Source organism: Venatoribacter cucullus (assembly GCF_016132445.1).
GTDB lineage: Bacteria > Pseudomonadota > Gammaproteobacteria > Pseudomonadales > Oceanobacteraceae > Venatoribacter > Venatoribacter cucullus.
On sequence record NZ_CP046056.1, the window covers coordinates 1,401,072 to 1,425,632 of the forward strand.

The following is a 24,561-nucleotide window of genomic DNA, read 5'->3' on the forward strand; positions in this document are numbered from 1 at the left end:
CAGCCCGGATCAGGCATCGCTTTCACCACCGGAGGAATCAGCGGCTTCTGTCTGACGCTGATTGCGCGGGTCGTTCGGCGCCCGGTAACCCGGTTGACGACGACGGCTGCGGCGGGCATTGCGGTCGTTGCCGCGGGTCGCCGTTGCCACCGCTTCCTGCGACTCCTGAACCTGAGCGGTTGCAGCGTTGTCGTCGCGGTCTGTCGGTTCAGTTGTTGCCGGCTCAGTTGCTTCGGGCTCAGTTACTTCGGGCTCAGTTGCTGCCACAGAAGGCTCAGTGGTTGCTGTTGTTGCAGCCATAACCGGAGCGGTCTCTTCGGCGCTGCGCTCTTCGCTGGCAACATCCGACGCCTCAGCAGTGGCAGCGGATTCCGGCGCGGTGTCAGCTGCCGCGGACGCTACTTCTGCCGGTGTTTCGGCCACAGTGGCCGCTGCGTCAGTAGTGTCTGTTTCAGCATTAACAGCGGCTGGTGCCGTCACTGCCTGATCCTTACCGGCATCCTGTCTGGCTGTTTCTGCTTCAGCGGCATGTTCAGCGGCGGCGGCAAAGAACTCCGTCGTAGCTTCATTTACCGTGGTTTCAGCAGCAGCATCTGCGACCAGAGTCCCGGCGTCCACTGCTGCAGTGGTTTCAGCCACAGCGCTGTCCTGGCTGTCAGTATTGTCGCTGGCGGTCGTTTCTTCTGCCGGTGAGCGGCGCTCATCACGGCTGTTGCGGTTGCGGCGACGGCTGTTGCGGGTGCGGCGACCAGAACGCTCGTTGCCATCCGCTTCACTGTCTGCTGAGGCATCAATGATGGCGTCGGTTACGGCTTCATCATGGGCTGCCTGAGCTTCGTTCTGTTCAGCCACATCAGTATTAACGTCGGCATCAGCCACATCAGCCACATTAGCCACATCAGCCACCGTTGCAGCCTGAGCTTCATCATTATTGACTGCTGCGGTACCGGTGTTACGGCTGCGTTCGCTGCGCTCACCACGATTGCGACGGCCACGACGACCATCACGGGCCGGTTTGTCGCTGCTGTCGCTGCCGCTGGTTTCTGCTTCGGCTCCCGCTTCGGCAGCAGTCAGTGCGCTGTTTTTTTCCGCTTCCAGGTCAATGTTCAGCTCATTACGAACCGGACGATTGCTGCTGCGTTCACGACGCGGCGCGCGCGGTGCATCACTGGCGTTGTCGGTGATGTCGTTACGCTCCTGACGCTCGGCGCGGGCCGGACGTTCGCTGCGGTCGCTGCGGCGATCATTACGTTCACCGCCACGTTCAGTGCCGGATTCAGCACCGCGCTCGGTGTTGCGTTCGCTGCGTTCACCACGGTCACGGCCGTTACGGTCGCGGCCATTGCGATCACGGCTGTTGCGGTTGCGGTCACGACCATTACGGTTGCGTTCGCCATCGGCACTGCCGCTGCGCGAGCGTTCGGTACGGGCAGGGCGCTTGTCTTTGGTTTCAGCCGGCTTTTCTTCAATGGCAGGTTTGCTGTCAAAGAGTGAGCTGATTACTTTGGTCAGACGGCCAAACAATCCAGCCGTGGCCGGTGCAGCGGCAGTCGCCGCCGCCGGTGCTTCAACCGCCGTCGGACGCGGTACTGATTTAACCGCTGCCTGTTGTGCTTTAGGCACTTCACGGGTAACCGCTTCCATGCCGTAATCAACTTCGTCTTCTTCCAGCTTGTGCTCGTAGCTGACTTCGCCGACCAGGCTGTCATCCAGGCGCAGACGCATCACTTCGTAGTGCGGGGTTTCCATATTGGGGTTAGGAATAACCACCACTTTGGAGGTGTGGCGCGCTTCGATAGCGGCAATCAGATTGCGCTTTTCGTTCAGCAGGAAGGTGGCCACGGATACCGGCACCACAGCACGGATTTCACCGGTGTTTTCTTTCGCGGCTTCTTCTTCAATCAGGCGCAGAATGGACAGACCGGTGGACTGAATGTCACGTACCACGCCGGTGCCGTTACAGCGCGGGCAAACATGGCCGCTGGTTTCTTCCAGTGACGGACGCAGACGCTGACGCGACATTTCCATCAGGCCGAAACGGGAAATACGGCCCACCTGGATGCGGGCTCGGTCCATTTCCAGGGCTTTTTTCAGGCGGTTTTCCACTTCACGCTGGTTCTTCGGTGACAGCATGTCGATAAAGTCGATAACGACCAGGCCACCCATGTCGCGCAGACGCAGCTGACGGGCGATTTCATCGGAGGCTTCGAGGTTGGTGTTCAGCGCGGTTTCTTCAATATCGGCACCTTTGGTGGCGCGCGAGGAGTTGATGTCGATGGACACCAGTGCCTCAGTCGGATCAATCACAATAGAACCACCGGACGGCAGTTTTACTTCACGCTGGAAGGCGGATTCGATCTGACTTTCGATCTGATAGCGGTTGAACAGCGGAATGCTGTCGTTATAACGCTTGAATTTGTTCTGGAAGCTCGGCATCACCTGCTGCACAAAGGACAGCGCTTCTTCATAGGCTTCGTCGGTGTCGATCAGCACTTCGCCAATGTCGTGACGCAGGTAGTCGCGCACGGCACGGATAATGACGTTGGATTCCTGCAGCAGCAGGCAAGGGGCAGAGCGTTCTTCTGAGGCGCGCTGAATGGCATCCCACAGGCGTACCAGATAATCCAGGTCAGCCTGCAGTTCTTCGGCGCTGCGGCCAATACCGGCGGTGCGCACAATAACGCCCATTTTGTCCGGTACTTCCACGCCTTTCATGGCTTCGCGCAGTTCGGTACGTTCGTCACCTTCGATGCGGCGGGAAATGCCGCCGGCACGCGGGTTGTTGGGCATCAGCACCAGATAACGGCCAGCCAGAGACACCTGAGTGGTGAGGGCGGCGCCTTTGTTGCCACGTTCTTCTTTGTCGACCTGGATAATAACTTCCTGGCCTTCTTTCAGAACGTCTTTGATGTTGATGCGACCCGGACCCGGATCTTTAACAAAGTATTCGCGGTTGATTTCTTTCAGCGGCAGGAAGCCGTGACGATCCGCGCCAAAATCGACAAACGCCGCTTCCAGGCTGGGTTCGATACGGGTGATCTTGCCTTTGTAGATGTTGGATTTCTTTTGTTCGCGGGAACCCGATTCAATATCCAGGTCGTAAAGTTTCTGGCCATCGACCAGAGCTACACGCAACTCTTCAGGCTGAGTGGCGTTAATAAGCATTCTTTTCATGCTGTACGTTGTTCTCAAAAGGGGCAACGTACCGGCTGGCAATGCCGGAATTCCGGCCACTAGCAAAATATTTATGGGTGCTTTGCAGCAGTTGCCGGCGCTCTCTGGCGCCCGGCCTGTCTCGCAGTGGTGCCTCTGGTTTGTCGGGCACCGACACTGTCCATAATTTGTTAATGCGAGATTGCCCGCAGGTCGCTGCGTGGTTGATCTCACAAGTGCTTCCGGCAATTGGCCGGAATACACCGTATTTATTCATCAGGAAGAGTTTTAACGGTTCATCTTCTTCCTTATACTCTGCCGCCTCAGCGGCCTGACCCTGCCTTGCGGCGCGTTGTCGCACGGGCGGCGGGTGTCTCTTGCAGGCGCCAGCCCGGGGTCGGGGGCGAATATAGCAACATTGTTTATGCCCCGCAAATGCCGTACCACAAATAAATCCGCTATCGGGCTATCCGCTTCTATGTCTAATCACGAAATCGATACGGGTAAGGTGTCGTTGTTAACCGTTACCGAGGCCAATGCCGGGCAGCGGGTGGACAACTTCCTGCTGTCGGTACTCAAAGGGGTACCCAAGACACTGGTGTACCGCATTATCCGCAAGGGTGAAGTACGCGTTAATAAAGGACGGGTTAAAGCGGATTCGCGTCTGTGTGACGGGGATGTGGTGCGCGTGCCGCCACTGCGCTTGCCGGAAAAAGATGAAGAGCCGCCGGTATCGGCAGCGCTGTCGAACCGACTTGATGACGCCATTATCTATGAAGATGCCGGTCTGATTGCGGTGAATAAGCCTCATGGCCTGGCGGTGCATGGCGGCAGTGGTGTCAGTCTGGGGTTAATTGAAGCTCTGCGACAGATGCGTCCGGGGCACAGTTTTCTGGAGTTGGTGCATCGCCTCGACCGCGATACCTCCGGCCTTATTCTGGTGGCCAAGAAGCGCTCGGTACTGACCGCTCTGCAAAAAATGCTGGCCAATAAAGCGGGCATCAGCAAACGCTATCTGGCGCTGCTGCACGGTGCCTGGCCGGTATCGGTGACGGATGTGAAAGAACCCTTGCTGCGGGTCGAGCGCCAATCCGGTGAGCGGATGGTGATTGTCAGTGAAGAGGGCAAGGCGTCGCACACGCGCATGAAATTATTGGCCACCGGACCTGAGCATTCGTTAATTCAGGCGGAGCCCGTTACCGGCCGTACGCACCAGATTCGTGTGCACTGTCAGTATCAGGGGCACCCGATTGTCGCGGATGAAAAGTATTGCGATAAGTTGCAGCAGGATATTGACCGGCGGGCTGGTTACCGGCGCCTGTGTCTGCATGCTTATCAGCTGAGCTTTCGCCATCCGGCCACCGGCGAAGTACTGAACCTTACCGCACGGCCGGACAGTGAATTTATAGCCATGCTGGCTAAGGCAGGTTGCAGTGTTGAATTATAAGCTGGTGATTTTTGACTGGGACGGCACGCTGGTCGATTCCACCGGACGTATTGTCGACAGCATGCAGCGGGCCGCGCGGGAAGTGCAGCTGCCGGTTATTCCGGACGCTGCGGTGCAGAATATTATTGGCCTGGGCTTACCGGAGGCGCTGGAAACCCTGTGGCCCGGTATTGCTGGTGAGCAAATGGCCGTTATGACCAAAGCCTATGCCCGTTTCTTTGTTACCGACAGTCAGGTGGGTATGGGGTTTTTCCCGGGTGCTGTCGACTTCCTTGAAGGGCTGTTAAGGCAGGAGCGCCTGCTGGCGGTAGCGACCGGCAAAAGCCGGAAAGGGCTGGACCGGATGCTGCGCGATCTGCAGGTGGGGCATTTATTTGCCACCACCCGCTGCGCCGACGAAACCCGCTCCAAACCGCATCCGCTGATGCTGGAGCAGATTCTGGCTGAACTCAGTGTTGCGCCGCATGAGGCTTTGATGATTGGCGACACCACTTATGATCTGGATATGGCCAATGCCGCCGGCGTCGCTTCGGTTGCCATGGGGCATGGTGCGCATAACGAGGCGCAATTGCTGGCTTGCCGGCCGCTGGCGGTCTGTCATAGCATGCGCGAACTGAATGAATGGGTGCAGCAGAATGGATAACGAACAAGGGGACAATATGAATCGCCCGCACGATCAGAGCAAAGAATGGAAGCTGATCGAAAAAGTGGTTATGGAAATGCAGGGCGAACAAAAGCGTTCGCGCCGCTGGGGCATCTTCTTTAAATTGCTGACCTTTACCTATCTGATCGGCATCCTCATGCTGTTGCGGGTTCCCGGTGATGGTGTGCAGGTTAAGCCGGCGGGTGGTTACGCGGCAGTGGTTGAAGTGAATGGCGTGATCGCTGCCGATCAGGACGCCAGCGCCGACTTGCTTATTACCGCCATTCGGGATGCTTTTGCTGATGCTGATGCACTGGGTTTGATTCTGCGCATCAACAGTCCGGGTGGTAGTCCGGTGCAGTCTGGCTATGTATTTGATGAAATCCGCCGCTTAAAAGAAACCCGCGAAGGCTTCCCGGTGTATGCGGTCATTACCGACCTGGGTGCCTCCGGCGCCTATTATATTGCCGCCGCGGCGGATGAGATTTATGCCGACAAAGCCAGTCTGGTCGGCTCGATTGGTGTGGTGGGTTCAGGCTTTGGTTTTACCGGAGTTATGGAGAAGCTGGGCGTAGAGCGCCGTCAGTACACGGCGGGTGAGAACAAAGCCTTTCTGGACCCGTTTCAGCCGGAAAACCCCAAGCATAAAGCGTTTTGGGAAGAGGTTTTGAAGGTTACCCATCGTCAGTTTATTGAGCAGGTTAAGCTGGGGCGGGGCGACCGCCTGGCGGATCATCCTGAGCTGTTCAGCGGGTTGGTGTGGTCGGGCGAACAAGCGCTGGAGCTGGGCCTGATTGATGGCCTGGGTTCCAGCAGTCAGGTAGCCCGCGAGCAGCTGGGAACGGAAGAGCTGGTGAACTTCACCTATCAGCCATCCCCTTGGGATGAGCTGGTACGTAAGCTGGGTGCCAGCGTCGGGCAGGGGCTGGCAGCATCGCTGTTGCAGCAATCGCTGACGCTGCGTTAAATAATTTTGACACGGGGGCACTGCGTACCTATTATGTCGCGCACTATGGCAGAGGCTCAGCTACCTAAGCGTGTTGATGCGGTTAAATTAGTTGATAACAATCAACAACTTAACGCGGATATCGACAGCAAAAACTTAACCCGGTTGCTTGATGCAGTGGTTCACTGCAACGAACCTGTTCATTGCGAGATTCAGTTCGAGCGCGATCAGGATAAAAACCGACTGTTAACCGGTAGCTGCAATACCAATGTGGTCATGATCTGTCAGCGTTGTCTGGGCGAAGTTTCCTTACCCGTGACAAGCCGCTTTCAGCTCGGACTCGTATTCGATGACGATCAGGCCCGGCAGTTGCCGAAACGCCTGGAGCCGGTCGAACTTGATGAAAATGGTCAGCTGGACCTGTGGGTGGTGATGGAAGACGAGGTGCTGTTGGCACTGCCGGCCTTTCCGATGCATACCAACGGTGAATGCCAGCTGGAACAGACAGAGCCTGAGCCTGATTACACAGATTCAGACGAAAAGCGGCCCAATCCGTTTGACGTTTTAGCTAAGCTCAAACAGAAATAGCGACTAGTTAGGAGCCTTGAAATGGCAGTTCAACAAAACAAAGTTTCCCGTTCCAAGCGTGATATGCGTCGTTCGCACGATGCGCTGGATACTTCGGCAATCGCCCTGGCTACCGATCCGACCAGTGGTGAAACTCACCGTCGTCACCATGTGACTGCGGATGGTTTCTACCGTGGTAAGAAGGTCGTGGAAACCAGCAACGACTGATATGTTTACCCTTGCGGTAGATGTAATGGGCGGGGACTTAGGTCCCCGCGTTGCGTTACGGGCCTGTCGGAATTTATTGCGTCAGCGTTCGGATATTCGTTTGATTGTCGCTGTGACTGCGGTTGTTGCTGCAGAAGCAGGGCGCCTTCTGGGTCGCTCGGCCCGGGTTCAGTTATTGATCTGCAGCGATCAGGTCGACATGAATGATAAACCTTCGCGGGTTCTGCGCGGCGGTTTGAACTCCACCATGGCGGCAGCCATTAACGAAGTTCGTGAGCAACGTGCTCAGGCCGTGCTGTCGGTTGGCAATACCGGTGCGCTGATGGCGTTATCGCGACACCTGCTGGGCACCTTGCCCGGCATTGACCGGCCAGCCCTGGCCACTCTGCTGCCCACTCGCGGCAAGCCTTTATTAATGCTCGACCTGGGCGCCAATCTCAGTGTGTCCTCCGGACAACTGGTGCAGTTTGCGGCCCTGGGCTGGAGCTGGAGTCGCCTGCAGCGCGGCGGCAACCCGTCGGTGGGCTTGCTGAATGTTGGCCGTGAAGCCACCAAGGGCACTGATTGCGTGAGAAATGCCGACCAGCAGCTGCGAGCCTTGCTGGGTGATGATTATCATGGTTTTTGTGAAGGCGATGATCTTTACCGGGGCGAGCTGGATGTGCTGGTTACGGATGGTTTTGCCGGCAATATCGTCCTGAAAGCCAGTGAAGGCTTATCCGAATGGTTGCTGGAGTTGCTGCAGCAGGAATTCCGTCATCACTGGCTGCGGCGCTGGCTGGCGCCTTTGTGGCTATTGGCTATCCGGCGCATTGAGCAGCGCATCTCACCGGCCCGCCATGGTGGGGCGTTACTGCTGGGTGTGAATGGTGTGGTGATCAAAACCCACGGCAAGTCCGATGCGCGGGCATTCCGCCATGCTCTGCGTTATGTGCTGCAGCAGCTGGAGCAGCACAATGCTGCGGCATTAAGTGACTCCCTGCAGATGCTGCAATCGCGCCTGAATAGCGTCAATGAGTGAATCTGATTCAATAATCTTGTGCATTGTTGCCCATTTATTGTAACAATCTGACCCCATACTATGTGTCCTGTTTCCGGCACTGGTACAGCAACGGATAACAATGAATTTGACTACAGGATTCCTGAATGACGGATGTAATTGCTTTCTTCCCCGGCCAGGGTGCTCAGCAAGTGGGCATGTTGGCGGATATCGCTGCGGAATTCCCCCTGATTACCGAAACCTTTGCCGAAGCCAGTGATGCCATAGGTTTCGATCTCTGGGCCATGGTACAGAACGGCCCCGCGGATACCCTGAATCTTACCTTTAATACCCAGCCCGCGTTGCTGACCGCCAGTGTGGCGTTGTGGCGTACGGTTACAGCCCATTGCCCGGCACTGAATGTGGTCGCTGCCGCCGGTCACTCATTGGGTGAATATTCAGCGCTGGTTGCCGCTAATGCAGTCGATTTTGCCGATGCCGTACGGCTGGTGAAAAAACGTGGCGAGCTGATGGAAGCCGCCGTGCCGGCCGGGCAGGGTGGTATGGCCGCTGTGCTGGGTCTGGAAGAAGAGCAGATTCGCGCCGTTTGCGCCGAAGCGTCACAGGTGGCTGTGGTTGAACCAGCCAACTTTAACGCTCCGGGGCAGATCGTCATCGCCGGTGCCATGGCGGGTGTGGAAAAGGCTATTGAACTGGCTAAAGCAGCCGGTGCCAAGCGCGCTCTGCCGCTGGCCGTGAGTGGGCCGTTTCACTCCAGCCTGATGCAGGCCGCCGCGGAAGAGTTTGGTAAGGCGCTGGCCGCTGTTGCTTTCCGGGCGCCGGAGTTTGCGGTTTATCACAACGCCACCAACGCACCAGCCACGCTGGAAGAATTACCGCAGCGCTTGCTGGAACAGCTGTACAGCCCGGTTAACTGGACCGGTGCCGTACAGGCTACCCGTGCTGCCGCCGATCTGGCCGTTGAGTTTGGCCCCGGCAAGGTGCTGAATGGTCTGAATAAACGTATCGACAAGTCCCTGGAAACCCTGAATAGCGGTGATCTGGCGGCATTGCAGGCCTGCATGGCCCGCTTACAAGGAAACTGATATGAGCGAACAAAAACTGGCTCTGGTGACGGGTGCTTCCCGCGGCATCGGTCGTGCCATTGCCGAACGTCTGGTGCAGGAAGGCTTTCGTGTAGTAGGCACGGCCACCAGCGACAGCGGTGCTGCAGCCGTTCGTATGGCACTGCAGGCGCTGGGTGCTGAGCACGATGCACTGGTGCTGAATATCGCCGATCCGGTGCAAACCGAAGCCGCTCTGAAAGATTTTCTGACCCGCTTTGGTACCCCTTATGTGGTGGTTAACAATGCCGGGATCACCCGCGACAATCTGTTCCTGCGCATGAATGACGCTGAATGGGATGACGTAATCAATACCAACTTAAGTGGGGTTTTCCGCGTCTGCAAGGCAATGGTAAAACCCATGCTGAAGCAGAAGGATGGCGCCATTATTAACATCAGCTCCATCATTGGCACCACAGGTAATGCCGGTCAGGCCAACTATGCAGCAGCCAAGGCAGGCCTTGAGGGCTTTACCCGCTCACTGGCACAGGAAATCGCCAGCCGTAACATTACGGTCAATTGTGTAGCGCCAGGATTTATTCAGACAGATATGACGGATATCTTGCCTGAAACGCAAAAAGAAGCGATCCTAGCGACCATTCCGGGCAAGCGCTTTGGCCAGCCAGAAGAAATTGCAGGTGCGGTTGCCTTTTTAGCCGGCAACAACGCCAGATACATAACAGGCCAGACCATTCATGTGAATGGCGGCATGAATATGGGCTGAGGTCTTCCGAGGCCACAGGAAACTCTGAAACGGTAGGAAAAAACCATGAGCAATATCGAAGAACGCGTAAAAAAAATCGTCTGTGAACAACTGGGCGTAAAAGAAGAAGACGTTAAAGCTTCATCTTCTTTCGTAGACGATCTGGGCGCTGATTCCCTGGATACTGTAGAGCTGGTAATGGCTCTGGAAGAAGAATTCGAAACCGAAATTCCGGACGAAGCGGCAGAAAAACTGACCACCGTTCAGGAAGCTATCGATTACATCATCGCAAATCTCTGATTGGCGTGATGTACAGAAGGCCGCCTCTGTCACCGGATGCGGCTTTTTTTATGCCTGTAATTTTTACTGACAGAAGCGGACAGTTATGACAAAGCGACGGGTCGTAGTTACCGGAATGGGGACAGTTAACCCACTGGGGTTGAACCTGGCAGATACCTGGCAGGCCTTATTGCAGGGGCGCAGCGGTATCGGGCCGATCAGCAGTTTTGATGCCAGCGCCTACAGCACCCGCATTGGTGGTGCGGTTAAGAATTTTGATGTCACCAGCGTAATGAGTGAAAAGGACGCCCGCAAAATCGACCTTTTTATGCAGTACGCCATGGTTGCCGCAGAGCAGGCCGTTGCCGATGCCGCATTGCCGGAACAGCTGGATAAAGACCGTGTCGGCGTGGCCATCGGCTCCGGTATCGGTGGCATTGGCACCATTGAAGCCAACCACCAGCAGCTGCTGAACAGCGGTCCGCGGCGGGTATCACCCTTTCTGGTGCCCGGTTCCGTGATCAATATGGCATCCGGCAACATTGCCATCCGCTATGGTTTTCGCGGTCCCAACTTTGCCATTACCACCGCCTGTACCACTGGCACCCATAATATCGGCTATGCCGCACGCACCATCGCCTATGGCGATGCCGATGTCATGCTAGCCGGCGGTGCGGAAATGGCCGGCACGCCGCTGGGCATGGCGGGTTTTACCGCTGCCCGCGCCATGAGTACCCGTAATGACGAACCCGAAAAAGCCAGCCGCCCGTGGGATAAAGACCGGGATGGTTTTGTGCTGGGCGATGGTGCCGCGGTGCTGGTGCTGGAAGCACTGGAGCACGCCCAGGCACGTGGGGCGACCATTTATGCCGAATTGTCCGGGCTCGGCCTCAGTGATGATGCTCACCACATTACCAGTCCGCCGGAAGACGGCGCCGGTGCCCGTCTGGCCATGGCGGCCGCACTGAACGATGCCGGCCTGCAGCCGCAGGATATCGACTATATCAACGCTCACGGCACATCAACACTGGCGGGTGATATTGCCGAAACCAACGCCATTAAAGACCTGTTTGGCGAGCATGCTTACCGGCTGGCGGTCTCCTCGACCAAATCCATGACCGGGCATCTGCTCGGTGCCGCTGGCGCATTGGAAGCGCTGATTACGGTGCTGGCCATCCGCGATGGCGTGGCGCCGCCGACCATCAATCTGGATAACCCGGATGACGGCTGCGATCTGGATTATGTGCCGCATCAGGCGCGCAAAATGCCAATCCGGGCGGCCATTTCCAACTCCTTTGGCTTTGGTGGCACCAACGGCAGCCTGTTGTTCCGCCAGTATCATGACTGATCTGATCTGGGTTGAGGGCAGCTGGCAAGCGGCCAGCTGGGCTTGTGATGATCGCGCCCTGCATTATGGCGATGGCCTGTTTGAGACCATTCGCCTCAATGCACAGGGGGAGGCGCCCTTGTGGGCTTTTCACCGCCAGCGCCTGCAACAGGGCCTGACGGCGCTGCACTTTCCCGCCGGCAGTCTGGATACCATTGAACAGGCCTGGCAGGCGCTGCCGCTGGCAGCACGCCAGCCGGGTGCAGGAAAGTTACTGGTCAGTCGTGGTTCTGGCCCTCGAGGATACGCTATGCCGTCGGCGCCGGAGTTGCGGCTGTTATGGCAGTCGTTCACGCCACCGTCGTGGGCGTATCAGCGCTTTCCGCAGGGATTTGTCGCTGACCTTGGCCAGGTTGCGCTCAGCCGGCAGCCCTTGCTGGCGGGTTTTAAACACCTGAACCGGCTGGAGCAGGTACTGGCGCGTCAGTCTATGCCAGACCATTGCCAGGAGTTGGTGTTGTGCGATACCTCGGGGCAGGTCGTCGAGGGTTGTATGAGCAATCTGGTGGTGTGCTGGCAAGGCCACTGGCTGACGCCGCCGCTGACGCAAGCCGGAGTGAACGGCGTGGTACGGCGCTGGTTACTGCAGGAGCAGCTGGTTTCTGTGGCCGACATCACACCAGAAATGCTACTGACGGCGGAATCTGTGTTTTTCTGCAACACGCTCAACGGTATCATTGCCGTTCATCGTCTGGCGGACCGGGTTTTTCATCATAAAGACGGTCAGCACCATATTGATTATTTGCAGCAACGCCTGGAGGCACTATTTTGCTGAAACGGATTCTGACCGGCATGTCGCTGTTGCTGGTTCTGCTGTGTGGTTTGCTGCTGGCCAACTGGCTGGCGCCACTCAACAATACCGACACCGTTCGCGTTGATATCCGGCCCGGACAAACCCTGAGTGCCTTGTCACGGCAATGGCAAGCGGATGGCTGGTTGCCTTCGGCGCTGGTGTTGCGTATTCAGGCCCGCTTGCTGGGTTATGAGCGTTCATTGCGTACCGGCGAATACGACATTCCGCCCGGTTTAAATGGCACCGAACTGTTGGCGTTACTCGCCACTGCCACGCCGGTGTCGTACCGCATTGCCCTGATTGAAGGTCAGCCGTTGCGCGAAGCATTGCGCTTGCTGGCGGCAGAGACGCGCCTGCAACAAGATGTTGAACCTTTCAATGAAGAGCAGGTCGCCCGCTTGCTCGGCATTAACGGCAGTGCTGAAGGCTGGATTTACCCCGACACCTATGTATTCCAGCGCGGTGAAAAAGTATCGGTGTTGCTGCAGCAGGGCTATCAGCGGATGCAGCAGCAGTTGCAGCAGGCCTGGGAACAGCGCCAACCGGGGCTGCCCTATAAAACGCCCTATGATGCTTTAATCATGGCCTCGCTGGTGGAGAAGGAAACCGGCGTGGAGTATGAACGGGCGCAGATTGCCGGCGTGTTTGTACGCCGCTTGCAGAAAAAAATGCGCCTCGAGACTGACCCAACAGTGATTTACGGCTTAGGAGAAGCCTTCAGCGGCAATCTGCGCCGCAGCCATCTGCGCGATGCCGCCAATGTCTGGAATACCTACCGTCATCGCGGCTTGCCGCCCACACCCATTGCCCTGGCTGGTCGCAAAGCGCTGGAAGCGGCTCTGCATCCTGCAGAGGGCACAGAATTGTTTTTTGTCGCCCGTGGCGATGGTACCCATGTATTTTCCGATACGCTGGAGGCGCATAATCGCGCCGTCCGCGAATACCAGATCCGCAACCGCCGGACGGATTACCGTTCAGCACCGCCGCCGGCCAGCCCGGCATCCGCAGAGGAATAAGACTGCATGATACAGCCCGGACGTTTTATCACCTTTGAAGGCGGTGAGGGAGTCGGCAAAAGCACCAATATTCAGTTCTGTGCTGAGTGGCTGCGCAGCCACGGCGTTGAAGTACTTGTTACCCGTGAACCCGGTGGAACACCGGTGGCAGAAACCATCCGCAATCAACTATTGAAAGCCCATCACAGCGAACCGGTAGACCCCATGGCGGAGTTGCTGCTGGTGTTTGCTGCCCGCGCCCAGCACATCAACACCTTAATCAAGCCGGCCCTGATCGCCGGCAAGTGGGTGGTCTGTGATCGTTTCACCGACTCCACGGTGGCCTATCAGGGCTTTGGCCGCGGCCTGCCACAGGCCTGGATTGAAGAGCTTAAATTACTGGTGCAGCGTGGCCTGGAGCCGGATTGCACCTTTCTGCTGGATGCGCCGCTGGGTATCGGCATGGCCCGCGCCAGAGGCCGGGCCATCAGCAATGGTGACGTGATTGACCGGTTTGAGCAGGAACAGCAGGAATTCTTTGAGCGGGTGCAGCAGGGCTTTCACTGGCTGGCGCAACATAACCGGCGGATGCGGCGGATCGACGCCAGCCAGCCGCTGGACAATGTGCAGGCACAGATCGCCGCCGTGCTGCAGGAGTTAACCGGTTTATGAGTCTGCTTCCCTGGCAGGAGCCGGTGTGGCAGGAACTGTTGCAACGTCAGCGTGGCAACGGCCTGCCGCACGCAATGTTACTGACCGGCAATAAAGGCATTGGCAAACACGGGCTGGCGTTGCATACGGCCCAATGGTTGCTGTGTCAGAACCGCAGCGGGCAAGCCTGCGGCGAATGCCACAGCTGCAAACTCTGGGCGGCCGGATCGCATCCGGATTTTCTGCTCTGTGTGCCGGAAGAAGGCAGCCGCCAGATCCGTATTGATGCCATCCGCAAAGTGAATGAGTTTCTCGCCCAGACACCGCAAATCAGCCAGAGCCAGGTGGTTATTCTCAGCCCGGTCGAGGTAATGAACGCCAACGCTGCCAACGCCTTGCTGAAAACGCTGGAAGAACCCGCCGGTGAAAGTTATCTGCTGCTGGAGACTGAGCGCTTTGGTTCGGTGTTGCCGACCATCCGCAGCCGTTGTCAGCGTTTAACCTTAGCCACGCCGTCCGCTGCGCAGGCGTTAAGCTGGCTGCAGCAGCAGGGCATTGACAGCGAGCAGGCCAGTCTGGCTTTACGGCTGAACATGGGGGCGCCGCTGGCGGCACTGGCCTGGCTACAGCAGGAGCGTGGTCGTCAGCAGCAGCAATGGCAGCAGCAGCTGGGGCAGTGGAGTCGGGGAGAGCTGGCCTTACAGCCTCTGGCTGAAAGCTGGAGTAAAATCGAGATGTCTGATGTAACCTCTTGGTTTTACTTGGTTTTATCGGATTGTCTAAAGGCCCGCATGGGGGTGCCGGCAGCCCAACAGACGCTGGCGGGCGACGTGCAGGCGCTGTGTGACTGCGCTACCCTGGACCCGGCAAAGCTGCTAACCTTGCAGGCCAAAGTACAGGCTGTGCTGGGTCAGTTACTGTCTGGCCTGGGCAATTACAATAAACAATTACTGTGCGAATCCTTGCTGCTGCACTGGCAGGCCCTGATACAAAACGGCCAATCGCCCAGCGGTACTATCTGAGTTGTGGGAGACTTTATGAGCATGAATCCGGCTGCTGCCGCCCGCAGTGGTATTCTGTCGCTGACCATCAAAGACAAATCCGTGCTGTACGCGGCGTACATGCCTTTTATTAAAGAAGGTGGTTTGTTTATTCCTACCAGTAAGCAATATCAGATGGGCGATGAAGTTTTTATGTTGCTGAAACTGATGGATGAGCCGGAAAAAGTACCGGTGGCAGGGCGGGTTATCTGGATTACCCCGAAGGGCGCGCAGGGCAACAAAGTGGCGGGCATCGGCGTGCAGTTTACCGGTGATGAAAGCATGGCCCGCGACAAAATCGAAACCCTGCTGGCCGGCGCCCTGAAGTCTGACCGTGTGACCCATACGCTGTAAATCCGGCGTACTGCCATTCAATGGATAGCAAAACGGGAGACACTGCCTCCCGTTTTTTATGCCCGCTCAGCCATTCTTAAAGCGCTTCCAACAGGCATTCCAGTGCGTCCGCAGCGTCGTCGAGTACCTCGCGGGTGGTATGGAAGTGCGGCGACAGACGAATACCGCCGCCACGCTGGGTGCAGATGACGCCGGCTTCCATCAGCAATTTGTGCAACTGCGCGTTGTCTTTGCCCATAAAATTCACCGTCAGAATGCCGGACGGACGCTGATCCAGCAGCGGATTCAGACACACCGCGCCCATATCCTGCAGTAATTCCCGCAGATACAGCACATTGGTGACGGCCTGAGTCGCCACCCGTTCCATGCCCACCTCCAGCAATAATCCGGTGCTGGCATTCAGCGCCGCGGCCGCCAGCATATTGGGGCTACCACATTCGTAACGGCGCGCGTCCGGTGCCAGCGACCAGTCGCGGCGGTCGTAGTTGCCCACATCCGCCACCATGTGCCAGCCGAATTCCACCGGTTGCAGCTGTTCCATCATGTCTGGCCGTACATAAAAGAAGCCCAATCCTTCGGGCCCCAACAACCATTTATGACCATCGGCCATGGCAAAATCGGCCTGAATGGCGCGCACCGAGAAGGGCAGTACGCCCACCGCCTGAATGGCATCCACGCAGAACAGCACACCATTGGCACGGCAGGCCGCGCCGATACGCAGTAAATCCAGGGTCAGGCCGCTGGCGTACTGAACCGCCGAAACAGAGACCAGGCGCGGCTTTTGCGCAATGGCAGACAGCAAGGCCGCTTCCGGGTCATGCCAGGGCAGCGGTACTTCCACCACCTGCACACCCTTACTGCGCAGGGATTCCCACACAATGCGGTTGGACGGAAATTCCTGATCGCTGATCACCACCACATCGCCGGCTTGCCAGCTGAGGCCCGCGGCGACAAAGGACAGCGCTTCTGAGGTGTTTTTTACCAGCGCCACGCTGCCTTGCTCGGCATCCAGCAGGGTTTCCAGATTGCGCCGCAGGCTGTTTTCCGTGGTCAGCCAGTGCGGATAACGGCTGGCGCCCAGGGCGGTATTCTCGGCGGCAAAATCGGCTACCGCGATCCGTGCCCGCTCCGGCCAGGGGGCCACCGCGGCGTGGTTCAGGTACAGGCATTCATCGTTCACAGGGAACTCTGTGGTGTAGTCGGAAAGGCTTGGCGAGGTCATATCGTTCCTGTTGAGGGCGCAGCGAAGCTGCTACCATACCCAACTTTCATTATCAGGATAAGCAGAGAGCTGTATGTCACCATCCCCTGCGTTTCGCCATGTCGGCAGCACCCGCGTTGAATCACTGAATATTGAAATTCAGCATTACGAACACCTGGCCACCGGAGCCGTGCATTACCACCTGGCCACCGACCACGATGAGAACGTCTTTCTGGTCGCACTGCGGACCATGCCGCACGATTCCACCGGCGTGGCACACATTCTGGAACACACCGCCCTGTGCGGCAGTGAAAAATACCCGGTGCGTGACCCGTTTTTTATGATGACGCGCCGCTCGCTGAATACCTTTATGAACGCCATGACCAGCAGCGACTGGACGGCCTATCCCTTTGCCTCGCAGAACGACAAAGACTTTAACAACCTGCTCGATGTGTACCTGGATGCCGTGTTCTTTTCCCGTCTGCACGAGCTGGACTTTGCCCAGGAAGGCCATCGCGTTGAATTCAGTGAGCCGGGCAATCCCGAATCGCCGCTGGAATACAAAGGCGTGGTGTTCAATGAAATGAAAGGCGCCATGTCGTCGGCGGTCAGCCAGCTGTGGCAGGGCATCAGCAGCTATCTGTTTCCGACCACCACTTACCACTACAACAGCGGCGGTGAACCGGCGGCCATTACCGATTTAACCTACGAGCAGCTGCTGGATTTCTACCGCAGTCATTATCACCCCTCCAACGCCATCTTTATGACCTTCGGTAACCTGGATGTGACGGAGCTGCATCAGAAACTGGAAGCCCAGGCGCTGAGTCGCTTTGAGCGGCAGCACAAGCAATGGCGGGTGCCGGCGGAAAAACGCTATCCGGCGCCGGTGGCGGTGGAGCAGCGTTACGCCCTCGACAGTGACGATATGAACGCCGCCACCCATCATGTGGTGGGCTGGTTGCTGGGCAACTCCACCGATCTGGCCGATCAGCTGGAAGCGCATCTGGTCAGCCAGGTATTGCTCGATAACAGTGCCTCGCCGCTGCGCCGGGCGCTGGAAGAAACCGAACTGGGTGGTGCGCCGTCACCACTGTGTGGGCTGGAGGATTCCAACCGCGAAATGAGCTTTATGTGTGGCATTGAAGGCAGCGAGCCGGAGCATGCCGAAGCGGTCGAACAACTGATTCTCGCCACGCTGCAGCAGGTGGCCGACGAAGGCGTGCCGCAGGACATGATTGATGCCGCCCTGCATCAGCTGGAATTACACCAGCGTGAAATCGGTGGTGACCATTATCCCTACGGTCTGCAGCTGATGTTCAATGCCTTGCCGGCGGCAACCCATTACGGGGATCCGGCGGCGCTGCTGAATCTGGACCCGGCGCTGGAACAATTGCGCGCCAAAGCCAGCCAGCCGGGCTTTATGCAGGAAGCCGTGCAGCGACTGCTGCTGAATAACCGTCACCGCGTGCGCTTCACCCTGCGCCCCGATGCGGAGCTGTCAGAGGAAAGCAAACGGCTGGAGCAGGAGCAACTGGAAGCCATCCGCAGCTGCCTGACCGACGCCGATAAACAAGCCATTCTGGAACGTACTCAGGCACTGGAAGCGCGTCAGGCGCAGGAAGACGATGCCGGCATTCTGCCGCAGGTAACGCTGGCCGATGTGCGTCCGCAGGTCAGCTATATCGCCCCGGCCGCGCAACACCATCAGGGCCTGCCAGCCACCGAATATGTGGTTGGCACCAATGGCCTGCTGTATCAGCAGCTGCTTGCCGATCTGCCGGCGCTGAACCGCGAGCAGCTGACCTGGCTGCCGTTTTTTACCCAGGCCTGGACCGAAGTGGGTGCCGGTGGCAACGATTACCTGTTCCAGCAGCAGAAACAAACCGCCACCGTGGGCAGTCTGACTTCATACGCCAGCATCAAAGGCGCGGTGGATAACTGCAACGCATTGCAGGGTTATCTGGTGATGACCGGCAAGGCCTTAACGGCAAAAGCGGATGACTTCAGCACCCTGATGCAGGAAACCTGGAGCAGCGCCGATTTCAGTGAATCCGACCGGCTGGTGGATTTGTTAACCCAGGCGCGTTCCCGCCGCGAGCAGGGCATTACCGGTAATGGTCATGGTCTGGCCATGTCGCTGGCGGCGGCACCGCTGAATGCGGCGGCTGATATCGCTGACGAACTGGGCGGCATGCCGCAAATTAAGCGCCTGAAAGAACGGGTGCTGCTGGCGCAACAACAGGGCGGGGCGTTTTTAACGACGGCGCTGCAGGACCTGGCGGCGCAATTCAGTCTGCCACAGGAAGTTTTGCTGGTGCATGATGAGCAGGGCGCTCATGCTCACCGGCAGTCTGTGCAGCAATGCTGGCCGGCGGCGGGGGTTGCCCCGGCGCAGCCGGTCAGCTGGCAAAGCGGGCAGAATCCCAACTGGTGGATGGTGGACAGTCAGGTGAATTTCTGCGCCTGGGCGCTGCCGACCGTCACTATGGAGCACGCAGATGCGCCGGTACTGGCGGTGCTGGCCGGCGTCTTGCGCAATGCCTTCCTGCACACCGCTATCCGTGAAAAAGGAGGTGCCTATGGCGCCGGCGCCACCCAGGATTCAGCACTGGGCTGCTTTAAGTTCTATTCCTACCGCGATCCGCGGGTGGAAGGCACCTTTGCTGACTTTGCCGCTTCCATTGACTGGGTACTGCAGCGTCCGGCCGGCGAGGATCTGGTGGAACAATCCGTACTGGGCCTGATCGGCAGCATGGACCGTCCGGGTTCACCGGCCGGTGAAGCCAAGCAGTTCTTCCATCTGGATCGCAGCGGCCGCAGCCGCTTGCTGCGCCAGCAGTTCCGCGAAGGCTTGCTGCGCACCCGTTGGGCGGATGTGCAGCGGGTAGCGGCACAGTACCTGCGTGAGCAAACCGGTCAGCGTGCGGTATTGGCGCCGCGGGGCAGCGAAGCGCTGGCGGAAAAACTGGGATTTGTTGCGAACGATTATTGATTAACACCAAACAGGCCGGCATAATGCCGGCCTGCTTTCTGATACCGACAGGGAATCACTGTGACCATCAAGCATTTTGCTGTGGCCGGGCTGCTGTTCAGCCTTGGCGTACAGGCTGATCCACTCAATTCTGCCCAGCAACAGATCACCAACACCGACCAGAGCGGCCGGCAGTCCCAGCAAAAAGTCGAGCAACTGGACGATCAGGCCCAGCAACTGCTGAACGAATACCGGCAGCTGCGCGCGGAAGCGGATCAGCTGGCGCTGTACAACCGCCAGATGACATCCATCGTCAACAGCCAGGAAGAAGAGCTGGTATCGCTGGCCAAACAAATTCTCGAAATTGAACGCACCGAGCGGGGCATTCTGCCGCTGATGAGCCGTATGCTCGATTCCCTCGAGCAGTTTGTCGGGCTGGACACGCCGTTCCTGGCCCAGGAGCGCAGCGCCCGCCTGGCCTTGTTGCAGGACTTGCTGCTGCGTGCCGACGTGACAGTGTCGGAGAAATTCCGCCGCGTGCTCGAGGCCTACCAGATCGAAGTGGATTATGGCCGCAATATCGAAGCCTACCGCGCTCAGCTGGACGGCATCTCATACGATTTTCTGCGCATCGGCCGGCTGGCTCTGTACCGTATGAGCAACGACGGCACCCAGGCCTGGGTCTGGCACCCGCAACAACAATGGCTGGCGCTGGACAGCGGCTATCTGCGTGATCTGCGCAAAGCCCTGAAGGTTGCCCAGCAAACTGCCGCACCGGAAATGCTGGTGGTGCCGCTGCCGACGCCGGCGTCACTGCGCGGGGAGGCTTCCTGATGAACCTGTTTAAACACGCCCGCACCTTATTACTGAGCGTTGCGCTGGCCAGCCCGCTGGCACTGGCAGAAGACAATGCTCCGGCCGCCAAACCCGATCCGCTGGCCAATCTGCTGCAACAAATTGGCAGCTATCAGCGTGCTGAAAACAGCCAGAATAAAGCCCGTGAAGCGGCGTTCCTGGCCGATGTTGCCGAGCAGAATCGCCTGCTGAGTGAAGCTCGCGCGGCACTGAAACGCGAACAGCAACTGGCCGACAGCCTGAAAAAACGCTTCGACAACAACGAACAGGCCCTGACTGAGCGCGAAGAAGAGCTGCGCCTGCGGGTGGGCAACCTCGGTGAAATGTTTGGCGTGGTACGTCAGGTTGCCGGCGATCTGAACACCGTGCTGGCCGATAGCCTCACCCGCGTGGAGCTGCCGCAGCGCAAAGCGGATCTGGATAAATTGGCCGGCGCCAAAGAGCTGCCGACCATCGCCGAACTGGAAGACCTGTGGTTTACCCTGCAGCAGGAAATGAGCATCAACGGCGCCATCCGCCGCTTTGACGCACCCGTCATCAATACCGATGGCAGCAGCGCGCCGCGCAGCGTGGTCAGACTGGGCGTATTTAATGCGCTGGATGACGCCGGCTACCTGAGCTTTGATGCGGAACTGCAACAGCTGCGGGCGCTGGGGCGGCAACCGGCACAGGCGGGCCTGGCGCAGGATTATCTGACCAGCACCGACACCGTTGCCGCGGTTGCCATTGACCCCAGCCGGGGCGCGTTATTAACCCTGTCGCTGGAAAGCCCGGATCTGATTGAACGCATTCAGCAGGGCGCGCTGGTGGGTTACATCATTATCGCGCTGGGCCTTATCGGCCTGCTGATTGCGGCGGTACGGCTGATTACCCTGGAAGGCATTGCCGCCAAGGTCCGCCGGCAGCAGCAGGATATTACTCAGCCCACTGCTGATAATCCGCTGGGCCGCGTACTGCAGGTTTATCAGAATCTGCCGCGCCCGGTGGATATGGATACGCTGGAAGCGAAAATGGACGAGGCCGTACTGCACGAACTGCCGGCACTGGAACGCGGACAGGCCATTATCAAGCTGTTTGCTGGCATTGCGCCGCTGCTGGGGCTGCTGGGCACCGTCACCGGCATGATCGCCACCTTCCAGGCCATTACCAACTTTGGCACCGGCGATCCGAAACTGATGGCGGCGGGTATTTCTCAGGCGCTGGTCACCACCGTACTGGGCCTGCTGGCGGCCATTCCGCTGCTGCTGGCGCATAACTGGGTGGCCTCGCGCAGCAAGAATCTGGTGCAGCTGCTGGATGAACAGTCGGCCGGCCTGATGGCCACCGCTCTGGAGCAACAGCAGCAACAACAGCAGCAACAGCCGCAGGCAGGGCAGTAAGCCATGCAGTGGCTGCTGGACTTTATCGCCCAGGGCGGTCCGGTGCTGTACGGCATCTTATTGCTGTGCCTGCTGCTGTGGAGCCTGATTCTGGAGCGGTTATGGTTTTTTTACCGCGAGCTGCCGGCTCTGCGTGCGCAATTAACCGCGCACTGGCAACAGCGCCCGGAACACCGCAGCTGGATGGCGCGCAAAATCCGGCTCGGCCTGCTCAGTCAGCATAAACAGGCGACCCAGCAATACCTGTCAGCGGTCGGCATCCTGATTGCCATTTGTCCCTTAATGGGGCTGCTGGGTACGGTCACCGGCATGGTCAGCGTGTTTGATGTGCTGGCAGTGACCGGTACCGGCAATGCCCGCGCCATGGCCAACGGTATTTCGCAGGCCACCATTCCGACCATGGCCGGGCTGGTGGTGGCATTAACCGGGTTGTACTTCCGCACTCGTTTTAAACGTTTATCCGAGCGTGCCGTCCGCCGGCTCGCTGATTCCTTACCTACGGACTGAATCCTATGGCACGACGTCATACCGACAGCGACGCCGATGGCAACGATATCGACATCACGCCGATGCTCGATATCGTGTTTATCATGCTGATCTTTTTTATCGTCACCACGTCATTCGTTAAAGAAAGCGGGGTGACGGTCAATCGCCCCAGTGCCCAGACGGCGGAAGAAAAGAAAGGCAGCAATATTCTGGTGGCCATCCGCGCCAACGGTGAAATCTGGATCGACCGCCGTGCCATCGATGTGCGGGCGGTGCGCCCCAATATCGAGCGCATGAAGGCCGAAAACCCGGAAGGGGCCGTCATTATTCAGGCCGATGAGTTTTCGCCCACCGGCTTACTGGTGAAAGTAATGGACCAGATCCGGCTGGCCGGTATCACCAATATTTCCATTTCTGCTGAGGCCGCCAACTGATGAAGCGCATTGCTCTGGCGTTGCTGGCCTCGGCACTGTTTACGCTGGGGCTATTCTGGGTGATGCATCGCATGGTCTCCGGCCCGGCGGAATTGCAGCGCCCGGATCAGGATCGCGCCGTCGTCGACTTTATCCGCCTCAAGCAGGACAGTCAGACCGAGCTGAAAGAACGGCGCAAACCGGAACCACCGAAGCCGCAAAAGCCCAAACTGCCGCAGGAAAGCGTCAGCCAGCAGGATGTGCCGATGCAGCAGATTCCGTTCAAGGTGCCGCAGGTAACGCCGGATCTGTCGTTATCGCAGCAGTCATTATTGGGTGATGCGGTGGTCGGGCTGGGCTTTGGTGACAGCGATGTCATTCCGCTGGTGCGCATGAATGCGGTGTATCCTCAGCGGGCGCTGCGGCAAAAGATTGAAGGCTTTGTGACCGCCCGGTTACAGATCACGCCGGAAGGCACGGTCGAATCGGTGAATATTATTGAGGCGCAGCCACGCGGCGTCTTTGAACGCGAAGCCATTCGCGCCCTCTATAAATACAAGTTCAAACCCAAGATGGAAAACGGCCGCCCGGTGGCACAAACCGCGACCCAAACCATTGAGTTTAAGCTGGGGGACTCCTGATGCGCTTGATCCCGCTGTTGTTGTGCTGGTTGAGCCTGAGCCTGAATGTGGTGGCGCAGGACATGACCTTGTCGCCAGCCACCTACAACGCCCTGAATAAAATTCAGGAGCAACTGGGTGCCCAACAGCTGACTGAAGCAGAAGCCGGCCTGCACAAACTGGAAGAGCAGCTGGCACCGGGCTTTGGTCTGGCGCTGGTGCATCAGCTGCATGGCCAGCTGCACTTAATAAAAGAAGAGTCAGAACAGGCGCTGGAGCATTTCCGCCGGGCGCTGGCGCTGAATGTACTGTCGCCGGCGCAGGAATCGGCCATTGCCACCACCACCGCGCAGATTCTGCTGCAGCTGGAGCGCCCGGACGATGCTCTGGCCGAACTGGAGCCACGGCTGGAGCGCTTGCTGCAGCGCGAACAGGAAGACCGGAAAAAACGCCGTAAAGGCGAGGGCGATGTGCGTTATGTGCAGCCCATGAGCCTGATTACCGTCGGCACGGCCTACCAGATGCGGAAGAAATATCAGCCCTCTATCCGCTGGCTGAAAAAGGGCATTAAGCGCAGCGATTCGCCGCGCGAAAGCTGGCTGCTGATGCTGATGGTGGCGCTGTATCAGGAAAAACTGTACGCCGAAACCGCGCTGGTACTGGACGATCTGATCCGTCTGAACCCGGGTAAGGAAGATTACTGGCAGCAGCAGGCGTCGGTGTACCAGATTATGGAACAGCAGGCGCTGGCGTTGCGCACCCTGGAATTGGGGTATGCCGCCGGCCACATCAAAAAACCAGACAGTATTCTGCAGCTGGTGCAGCTGCTGATCAGCGAAAACCTGCCCGAGCGCGCCGGCCGCATTCTGCAACAGCACCTGAATAACAAAACCCTGGAATTAACCGAACGTAACTGGCGCTTGTTAGCGGCCGCCTGGCAGCAGGGGCGCGAGCGCAGCAAGGCGGTTGCCGCCATGCGCACCGCCAGCACCTTTATGCAGGATGGCAGTCTGTTGTATCGCGCAGCCCAGCTGCAGCTGCAGGATGCCGAATACCGGGGGGCGTTAACCGATGCGGAAGCGGCGTTAAAACAAGGCCTGCCGGAGCGTGACAAGGCCCGCACGCTGATGCTGGCGGCCAGCAGTGCCTACGAACTGCAGGATTTCAACACCGCCCGGCGCTACTTTCAGCAGGCCTTAACCTATGCCGATACCGCCGCCAATGCGCGCTCCTGGCTGGATTATCTGGCCATGCTGGAGCAATACCAGGAGGTTGCCGTCAGTTACTGACGCGCTCGCCTGAGAACATCGGCCAAAAAAAAACCGGGAGCGATCCCGGTTTTTTTAT

General features: G+C 58.3%; 25 protein-coding genes. 22 read left to right on the forward strand and 3 right to left on the reverse strand.

Annotation, left to right across the window (positions count from 1 at the left end):
* Nucleotides 1-9: 9 nt before the first annotated feature.
* Entirely contained in the window at nt 10-3,174 is a 3,165-nt protein-coding gene (gene rne, locus GJQ55_RS06640) for a ribonuclease E (RefSeq protein ID WP_228346717.1), read from the reverse strand.
* On the reverse strand, nt 3,155-3,514 hold the full coding sequence (locus GJQ55_RS06645; protein WP_228346718.1) for a hypothetical protein: 360 nt from the start codon (nt 3,512-3,514) through the stop codon (nt 3,155-3,157). Before GJQ55_RS06645 ends, rne begins: the two co-directional genes overlap by 20 nt.
* Before the next feature lie 117 nt (nt 3,515-3,631).
* On the opposite strand from GJQ55_RS06645, the gene GJQ55_RS06650 reads away from it, so the two are divergent.
* From GJQ55_RS06650 to GJQ55_RS06720, 15 genes are all read left to right on the forward strand, one after another.
* Nucleotides 3,632-4,600 (forward strand): RluA family pseudouridine synthase, encoded by a 969-nt coding sequence (locus tag GJQ55_RS06650; RefSeq protein ID WP_228346719.1) that lies wholly within the window; start codon nt 3,632-3,634, stop codon nt 4,598-4,600.
* Entirely contained in the window at nt 4,587-5,243 is a 657-nt protein-coding gene (locus GJQ55_RS06655) for an HAD-IA family hydrolase (protein WP_228346720.1), read from the forward strand. Before GJQ55_RS06650 ends, GJQ55_RS06655 begins: the two co-directional genes overlap by 14 nt.
* A 16-nt stretch (nt 5,244-5,259) precedes the next feature.
* A complete protein-coding gene (locus GJQ55_RS06660) occupies nt 5,260-6,210 on the forward strand; it encodes a S49 family peptidase (RefSeq protein WP_228346721.1) in 951 nt (316 codons plus the stop codon).
* A 33-nt stretch (nt 6,211-6,243) separates the two neighbouring features.
* Complete coding sequence (locus GJQ55_RS06665) at nt 6,244-6,777, forward strand: YceD family protein (protein WP_228346722.1); 534 nt, start codon at nt 6,244-6,246, stop codon at nt 6,775-6,777.
* 21 nt (nt 6,778-6,798) lie between these two features.
* The gene (rpmF, locus tag GJQ55_RS06670; protein WP_228346723.1) at nt 6,799-6,984 is read left to right on the forward strand and encodes a 50S ribosomal protein L32; all 186 of its coding nucleotides are present in this window, start codon (nt 6,799-6,801) and stop codon (nt 6,982-6,984) included.
* Between the two features lies 1 nt (nt 6,985).
* The gene (plsX, locus tag GJQ55_RS06675) at nt 6,986-8,005 is read left to right on the forward strand and encodes a phosphate acyltransferase PlsX (RefSeq protein ID WP_228346724.1); all 1,020 of its coding nucleotides are present in this window, start codon (nt 6,986-6,988) and stop codon (nt 8,003-8,005) included.
* 125 nt (nt 8,006-8,130) lie between these two features.
* Nucleotides 8,131-9,069 (forward strand): ACP S-malonyltransferase, encoded by a 939-nt coding sequence (fabD, locus tag GJQ55_RS06680; RefSeq protein ID WP_228346725.1) that lies wholly within the window; start codon nt 8,131-8,133, stop codon nt 9,067-9,069.
* A gap of 1 nt (nt 9,070) precedes the next feature.
* The gene (fabG, locus tag GJQ55_RS06685) at nt 9,071-9,811 is read left to right on the forward strand and encodes a 3-oxoacyl-ACP reductase FabG (protein WP_228346726.1); all 741 of its coding nucleotides are present in this window, start codon (nt 9,071-9,073) and stop codon (nt 9,809-9,811) included.
* Between the two features lie 45 nt (nt 9,812-9,856).
* Nucleotides 9,857-10,090: an acyl carrier protein gene (acpP, locus tag GJQ55_RS06690; RefSeq protein WP_228346727.1), complete on the forward strand. Its 234-nt coding sequence runs from the start codon at nt 9,857-9,859 to the stop codon at nt 10,088-10,090.
* 85 nt (nt 10,091-10,175) lie between these two features.
* Nucleotides 10,176-11,417, forward strand: a complete 1,242-nt coding sequence (gene fabF / locus GJQ55_RS06695; RefSeq protein WP_228346728.1) for a beta-ketoacyl-ACP synthase II — start codon at nt 10,176-10,178, stop codon at nt 11,415-11,417.
* Nucleotides 11,410-12,231, forward strand: coding sequence for an aminodeoxychorismate lyase (gene pabC / locus GJQ55_RS06700; RefSeq protein ID WP_228346729.1), 822 nt, complete (start codon nt 11,410-11,412; stop codon nt 12,229-12,231). The genes fabF and pabC overlap by 8 nt, the downstream gene beginning before the upstream one ends.
* Nucleotides 12,225-13,265: an endolytic transglycosylase MltG gene (gene mltG / locus GJQ55_RS06705; protein WP_228346730.1), complete on the forward strand. Its 1,041-nt coding sequence runs from the start codon at nt 12,225-12,227 to the stop codon at nt 13,263-13,265. The genes pabC and mltG overlap by 7 nt, the downstream gene beginning before the upstream one ends.
* Nucleotides 13,266-13,271: 6 nt before the next feature.
* Complete coding sequence (tmk, locus tag GJQ55_RS06710) at nt 13,272-13,916, forward strand: dTMP kinase (protein WP_228344209.1); 645 nt, start codon at nt 13,272-13,274, stop codon at nt 13,914-13,916.
* The gene (locus tag GJQ55_RS06715) at nt 13,913-14,917 is read left to right on the forward strand and encodes a DNA polymerase III subunit delta' (protein WP_228344210.1); all 1,005 of its coding nucleotides are present in this window, start codon (nt 13,913-13,915) and stop codon (nt 14,915-14,917) included. Before tmk ends, GJQ55_RS06715 begins: the two co-directional genes overlap by 4 nt.
* 21 nt (nt 14,918-14,938) lie before the next feature.
* The gene (locus GJQ55_RS06720; RefSeq protein ID WP_420907161.1) at nt 14,939-15,289 is read left to right on the forward strand and encodes a PilZ domain-containing protein; all 351 of its coding nucleotides are present in this window, start codon (nt 14,939-14,941) and stop codon (nt 15,287-15,289) included.
* Nucleotides 15,290-15,365: 76 nt separating this feature from the next.
* Here the strand turns inward: GJQ55_RS06720 and GJQ55_RS06725 are convergent, their stop codons facing one another.
* Complete coding sequence (locus GJQ55_RS06725) at nt 15,366-16,511, reverse strand: aminotransferase class V-fold PLP-dependent enzyme (protein ID WP_228344212.1); 1,146 nt, start codon at nt 16,509-16,511, stop codon at nt 15,366-15,368.
* Between the two features lie 73 nt (nt 16,512-16,584).
* Between GJQ55_RS06725 and GJQ55_RS06730 the strand changes: the two genes are divergently transcribed.
* The 7 genes from GJQ55_RS06730 to GJQ55_RS06760 are packed head-to-tail and all read left to right on the forward strand — an operon-like array spanning nt 16,585 to nt 24,503.
* Complete coding sequence (locus GJQ55_RS06730) at nt 16,585-19,482, forward strand: insulinase family protein (protein WP_228344213.1); 2,898 nt, start codon at nt 16,585-16,587, stop codon at nt 19,480-19,482.
* A gap of 60 nt (nt 19,483-19,542) precedes the next feature.
* Nucleotides 19,543-20,295: a DUF3450 domain-containing protein gene (locus GJQ55_RS06735; protein ID WP_228344214.1), complete on the forward strand. Its 753-nt coding sequence runs from the start codon at nt 19,543-19,545 to the stop codon at nt 20,293-20,295.
* Nucleotides 20,295-21,695 carry a MotA/TolQ/ExbB proton channel family protein gene (locus GJQ55_RS06740; RefSeq protein ID WP_228344215.1) on the forward strand — a complete coding sequence of 467 codons (1,401 nt, stop codon included), beginning with the start codon at nt 20,295-20,297 and terminating at the stop codon, nt 21,693-21,695. Before GJQ55_RS06735 ends, GJQ55_RS06740 begins: the two co-directional genes overlap by 1 nt.
* 3 nt (nt 21,696-21,698) lie before the next feature.
* Nucleotides 21,699-22,202 (forward strand): MotA/TolQ/ExbB proton channel family protein, encoded by a 504-nt coding sequence (locus GJQ55_RS06745; RefSeq protein ID WP_228344216.1) that lies wholly within the window; start codon nt 21,699-21,701, stop codon nt 22,200-22,202.
* Nucleotides 22,203-22,207: 5 nt separating this feature from the next.
* A complete protein-coding gene (locus tag GJQ55_RS06750; protein ID WP_228344217.1) occupies nt 22,208-22,615 on the forward strand; it encodes an ExbD/TolR family protein in 408 nt (135 codons plus the stop codon).
* On the forward strand, nt 22,615-23,235 hold the full coding sequence (locus GJQ55_RS06755; RefSeq protein ID WP_228344218.1) for an energy transducer TonB: 621 nt from the start codon (nt 22,615-22,617) through the stop codon (nt 23,233-23,235). The genes GJQ55_RS06750 and GJQ55_RS06755 overlap by 1 nt, the downstream gene beginning before the upstream one ends.
* Nucleotides 23,235-24,503, forward strand: a complete 1,269-nt coding sequence (locus GJQ55_RS06760) for a tetratricopeptide repeat protein (RefSeq protein ID WP_228344219.1) — start codon at nt 23,235-23,237, stop codon at nt 24,501-24,503. The genes GJQ55_RS06755 and GJQ55_RS06760 overlap by 1 nt, the downstream gene beginning before the upstream one ends.
* Nucleotides 24,504-24,561: the final 58 nt, after the last annotated feature.